Genomic DNA, 4,830 nt, shown 5'->3' on the forward strand with positions numbered 1-4,830 from the left:
CTCAAGCTGGTCGAATGGCCGGACAAGGCCGGCCCGCTGTTGCCCATGCCCGACCTCGACCTGCTGTTGCGGCACACCGACGACGGTGGCCGACACATCACCCTCAGCACCCGCTCCGCGCGTGGCGTGGCCCTGCTCGACACCGCTGCATGAGCCGATCGCTGAACGCCGAACGCCGCGCCCTGATGAGACACCTGCACGCACTGCTGGTGCTGGCAGGATTGGGGGGCAGCTGGCCCGCCTGGGCCGCGCGCGTGGTAGGCGTGCGGGTGTGGCCCGCACGCGACTACACGCGTGTGACCATCGAGTCCGACACCGCCTTGCAGGCCACCACCCTGTACGTGGCTGACCCGCCGCGGCTGGCGGTAGACATCCGGGGTGCCGACCTGCTGCCCAGTTTGCAAGAGCTGGTACAGCGCATCCAGCCCGACGACCCATTCGTGGCGCGCGTGCGCGTGGGACTCTACGACCCTGACACGGTGCGGCTGGTGCTCGACCTCAAACAACCGGTCGGGCCGCAGGTATTCCAGCTCGAGCCGGTGGCCGCGTACCAGCACCGGCTGGTGCTGGACCTGTACCCGCTGACCCCGCCGGACCCCCTGGAAGAGCTGATCGCACGCCACGTGGCACGCGCCCCGGCGCCAACGTCCGGGGCCGACGCGCCCATATCACCGCCCACCCACACCGCTGGGCCGCCCGCTGTGGACGAAGACCCCATTGCCGACTTCATTGCGCGCCGCGAACGGCAAGAAGTCGCCCCGCCCCCGGCGCCACCGCCGGCTGCACGCGCCCCGGCGGCCCGCCCCACGCCCAGCCCCGACGGCCCCCGCCGCGCACCCAGCGAGCGCCTCATCATCGTCGCCCTCGACCCCGGCCACGGGGGAGAAGACCCCGGCGCGATCGGCCCCGACGGCACCCGGGAAAAAGACGTCGTGCTGGCCATCGCGCACCGCCTGCGCGAACGCCTGGATGGCACGCGCATCCAGGGCAACCCGGTGCGCGTGTTCATGACGCGCGACGCCGACTTCTTCGTGCCGCTGCACGTGCGCGTGCAAAAGGCGCGCCGCGTGCAAGCCGATCTGCTCGTCAGCGTCCACGCCGACGCTTTCTTTACCCCGCGCCCACGCGGTGCCAGCGTCTATGCCCTCAGCGACAGCGGGGCGTCGAGCGCCGCCGCGCGCTGGCTGGCCAACCGCGAAAACGCCGCCGACCGCATCGGCGGCCTACCCGTCAACGTCAAGGACGTGACCGTGCAACGCACGCTGCTCGACATGAGCATGACCGCGCAGATCAACGACAGCCTGCGCTTAGGCGCCACCCTGCTGCGCGAGATCGAGCGAGTTAGCGTCCTGCACAAGCCACGCGTCGAACAAGCCGGCTTTGCCGTGCTGCGCGCGCCCGACATCCCCAGCGTGCTGGTGGAGACCGCCTTCATCAGCAACCCCGACGAAGAGCGCCGACTGCGCGACCCGGCGTTTCAGGCCCGCATCGCCGAAGCGCTGGAGCGCGGCATCCGGCGCTACTTCGAGCGCAACCCGCCACTGGCGCGCAATCGGTCCACCTGATGAGCCCCGACGCCCCCATCCCACGCCGCGCCATCCGCCCCCTGCCCGACGAGCTCATCAGCCAGATCGCTGCGGGCGAAGTGGTCGAGCGGCCCGCCTCCGTCGTGCGCGAGCTGGTCGACAACGCCCTCGACGCGGGCGCGCGCCAGATCACGGTGCGCCTGGCTGGTGGCGGTGTGCGCCTGATCGCGGTGGAGGACGACGGCATCGGCATCCCACGCGAGGAACTGCCCGCCGCCGTGCAACGCCACGCCACCAGCAAAATCCGCGACCTGGCGGAACTCGAATCCGTGCTCACGATGGGCTTTCGTGGCGAGGCGTTGGCCGCCATCGCCTCGGTCGCCGAGGTGACGCTGGTGTCGCGCCCGGCCGACGACCCCGATGGCCACGCGTGGAGCCTGGACGCCCGCAGCGGCGAACTGCGGCCGGCGGCCCGCCCACCCGGCACCACGGTCGAGGTACGCGAGCTGTTTTACGCCACCCCCGCGCGGCGCAAATTTCTCAAAAGCGACGCCACCGAGCTGGCCCACTGCATCGAAGCCGTGCGCCGCCACGCCCTGGCGCGCCCCGACGTGGGCTTTGCCATCTGGCACGAGGGGCGGCTGGTGCAGCAGTGGCGCGCGTGCACCGATCTGGACGCCACACTCGCGTGGCAGCGCCGCATCGCCGACGCGCTGGGCAGCGATTTCGTGGGCGACAGCCTGCCGCTGCAGGCCAGTGCCGGGCCACTGTCGCTGCACGGCCTGATCGGCCTGCCCGATGCAGCCCGCGCACGCACCGACCGCCAGTTTGCCTACGTCAACGGCCGCTACGTGCGCGACCGCGTGATCACGCACGCCGTGCGCAGCGCCTACGACGACGTGCTGCACGGCCAGCGCCAGCCGGCGTACGTGCTGTTCCTCACCCTCGATCCGCGTGCGGTGGACGTGAATGTGCACCCGACCAAAATCGAGGTGCGCTTTCGCGACAGCGGCGCCGTGCACCAAGCGGTGCAGCGCGCGGTCGAAGCCGCCTTGGCCACCCCCCGCAGCCGCACCATCGGCCCCACGGCCACCCCCGCGCCTGCTGCACCCGCACCCGTGCCCTCCCCGCTGCCGCGCGGCCCCGGGGACTGGGACACCACCCGCTACCAGCGGCCGGTCGGCCTCGACCTGGGCGTGCGCGAGCCGCTGCCGCGCTTGCCGGGTTGGCCCGACCCGCCGCTGCGCCCATCCGAGCCCGCCGTCCCGATATTCCCGCCGCCCCCCACCGCCGCGGTCGCCACGGACGCCCCAGCGAACGGCGAATGGCCGCTGGGCCGAGCACTGGCGCAACTGCACGGCATCTATATCCTGGCCGAAAACGCCCACGGCCTGGTGTTGGTGGACATGCACGCCGCGCACGAGCGCATCGTGTACGAGCGGCTCAAAGCACAGTTCGACCAGCTGGGCGAGACGGCCATGCCGAGCCAGCCGCTGCTCATCCCGGCCACGTTTGCCGCCACCCCGCTGGAGGTGGCCTGCGCCGAGCGCTGCGCCGACGACCTGCAGCGGTTGGGGCTGGAGGTGGTGCCGTTGTCGCCACAGACGCTGGCGGTGCGCGCCGTGCCCGTGCTGCTGGCCCACGCCGATGCGGTGGCCCTGGCGCGTGCGGTGCTGGCAGAACTGGAGCAGCACGGCGGCGGCCGCTGGGTACTGGAGCGTGCGCGCAACGAGCTGCTGGCGACCATGGCCTGCCACAGCGCGGTGCGCGCCCACCGCCGCCTCACCGTGGAGGAAATGAACGCCCTGCTCCGCCAGATGGAAGCCACCGAGCGCAGCGACCAGTGCAACCATGGGCGCCCGACCTGGCGCCAGCTCAGCCTCCAAGAGCTCGACGCGCTGTTTCTGCGCGGTCGCTGAGGCGACGCCGGACGGCTCGCGCCCAGGCCTGCACGCGGGCTGGGTTTGGTAGCATCCTGTCATGCACGCATCCGCTACCGGCACGCCCCCCATGACACCGGGGTGGGTCGTCGTCTTCCTTTCGCTGCTGCTGGGCATCCAGCCGCTGGCCACCGACCTGTACCTGCCCGCGTTGCCGGCCGTCACGGCCGCCTTTGGTGCCCCCATGGCCCAGGTCCAGGCGACGCTGACCGCCTTGCTGCTGTCGTTCGGTGCCGCCCAGCTCGTGTGGGGGCCGATTTCCGACCGCTTCGGCCGCCGCCCGGTGCTGATGGTCGGTCTGGCGGCGTACACGCTGGCCTCGATCGGCAACACACTGGCCACCACGATCGAGCAGCTCATTCTGTGGCGCATCGTTCAGGGGGCGGCCATGGGTGCCTCGGTCATGGGCGCGCGCGCCATCGTGCGCGACCTGTATGGCCCGACCGAAGGCGCGCGCATGATGTCGCGTGGCCTGACCGGGCTGGGCATCTTCGCCTGCATCAGCGGCCCTCTGGGCGGTTGGCTGACGGAGCACTACGGCTGGCGCGTCACGCTCGGGGCACTGGCGGTGTTCTCGGCGTTGGCGCTGGCACTGGTGGCGCTGCGCTTTCGCGAGACGCTGCCCGCGCCCAACCCGCGTGCCCTGCAACCGCGCGAGATGCTGCGCATCTGGGCTCGCATCGCGCGTCACCCGACGTTCTGGGCCTGGGCGCTGCTGGCCGCCACCTCGTATGGCGGACTGTTTACGTTTCTCGCCACCTCGTCGTTCGTCTTCATCACCGTCTTGGACCTGAGCAAAACGCAGTACGGCTTGCTGATGCTGTCGATGTCAGCCGTCTACATCGCGGGCACCGTGTTGTGCCGGCGCTTGATTCCACGTTGGGGTGTGCGGCGCACGGTAGCGCTGGCGGCGGGCTTTACCCTCACCGGCGGCACGCTGTGCGGCGTGCTGGCGCTGCTGGGCTGGCACCACACCTGGGCCATCATGGGACCGTACTACCTGTTCATCTTGGCGCACGGCGTGCACCAGCCCTGCGGCCAAAGCGGTGCCGTCTCGCCATTCCCACAGGCGGCTGGGGCGGCGTCGGCGCTGGCGGGTTTCATCATGATGCTCACCGCCTTTGGCATGGGCACCTGGCTGGGCCAGCACATGTCCACTGGCCCCGACGGTGGGGTGTACCCGCTCACCAACGGTCTGTGGTTCTGGTCCGTGGTCATCGCCACCGTGGCTTGGACACTGGTGCAGCGCCATGGGGAGGTGCGCTCGCCAGTGCGGCCGCGATAATCGCGGACCCATGACTGCCCCTCCCCTCCACCCCACCGATACCGCACCGACCGCCGCCTGGCTGGCGCTGGCGGGGCCC

3 protein-coding genes are annotated in these 4,830 nt (G+C 71.2%); all 3 read left to right on the forward strand.

The annotated features are described in order from the left end of the window. Positions 1–149 precede the first annotated feature (149 nt). Positions 150–1,565 (forward strand): N-acetylmuramoyl-L-alanine amidase, encoded by a 1,416-nt coding sequence (locus Q0716_RS09950; protein ID WP_299022769.1) that lies wholly within the window; start codon positions 150–152, stop codon positions 1,563–1,565. Then, positions 1,565–3,445: a DNA mismatch repair endonuclease MutL gene (gene mutL / locus Q0716_RS09955; protein WP_299022771.1), complete on the forward strand. Its 1,881-nt coding sequence runs from the start codon at positions 1,565–1,567 to the stop codon at positions 3,443–3,445. Before Q0716_RS09950 ends, mutL begins: the two co-directional genes overlap by 1 nt. Before the next feature lie 61 nt (positions 3,446–3,506). Further along, a complete protein-coding gene (locus Q0716_RS09960; protein ID WP_299022773.1) occupies positions 3,507–4,751 on the forward strand; it encodes a multidrug effflux MFS transporter in 1,245 nt (414 codons plus the stop codon). The last annotated feature ends 79 nt before the right edge of the window (positions 4,752–4,830 follow it).

The organism is uncultured Tepidimonas sp., assembly GCF_938045175.1.
Taxonomy (GTDB): Bacteria; Pseudomonadota; Gammaproteobacteria; order Burkholderiales; family Burkholderiaceae_C; genus Tepidimonas.

Bases quoted from the DNA above. Each gene is read 5' to 3' on its own strand.
- Q0716_RS09960 (WP_299022773.1), top strand. From the start codon at position 3,507: ATGCACGCATCCGCTACCGGCACGCCCCCCATGACACCGGGGTGGGTC.
- mutL (WP_299022771.1), top strand. From the start codon at position 1,565: ATGAGCCCCGACGCCCCCATCCCACGCCGCGCCATCCGCCCCCTGCCC.
- Q0716_RS09950 (WP_299022769.1), top strand. From the start codon at position 150: ATGAGCCGATCGCTGAACGCCGAACGCCGCGCCCTGATGAGACACCTG.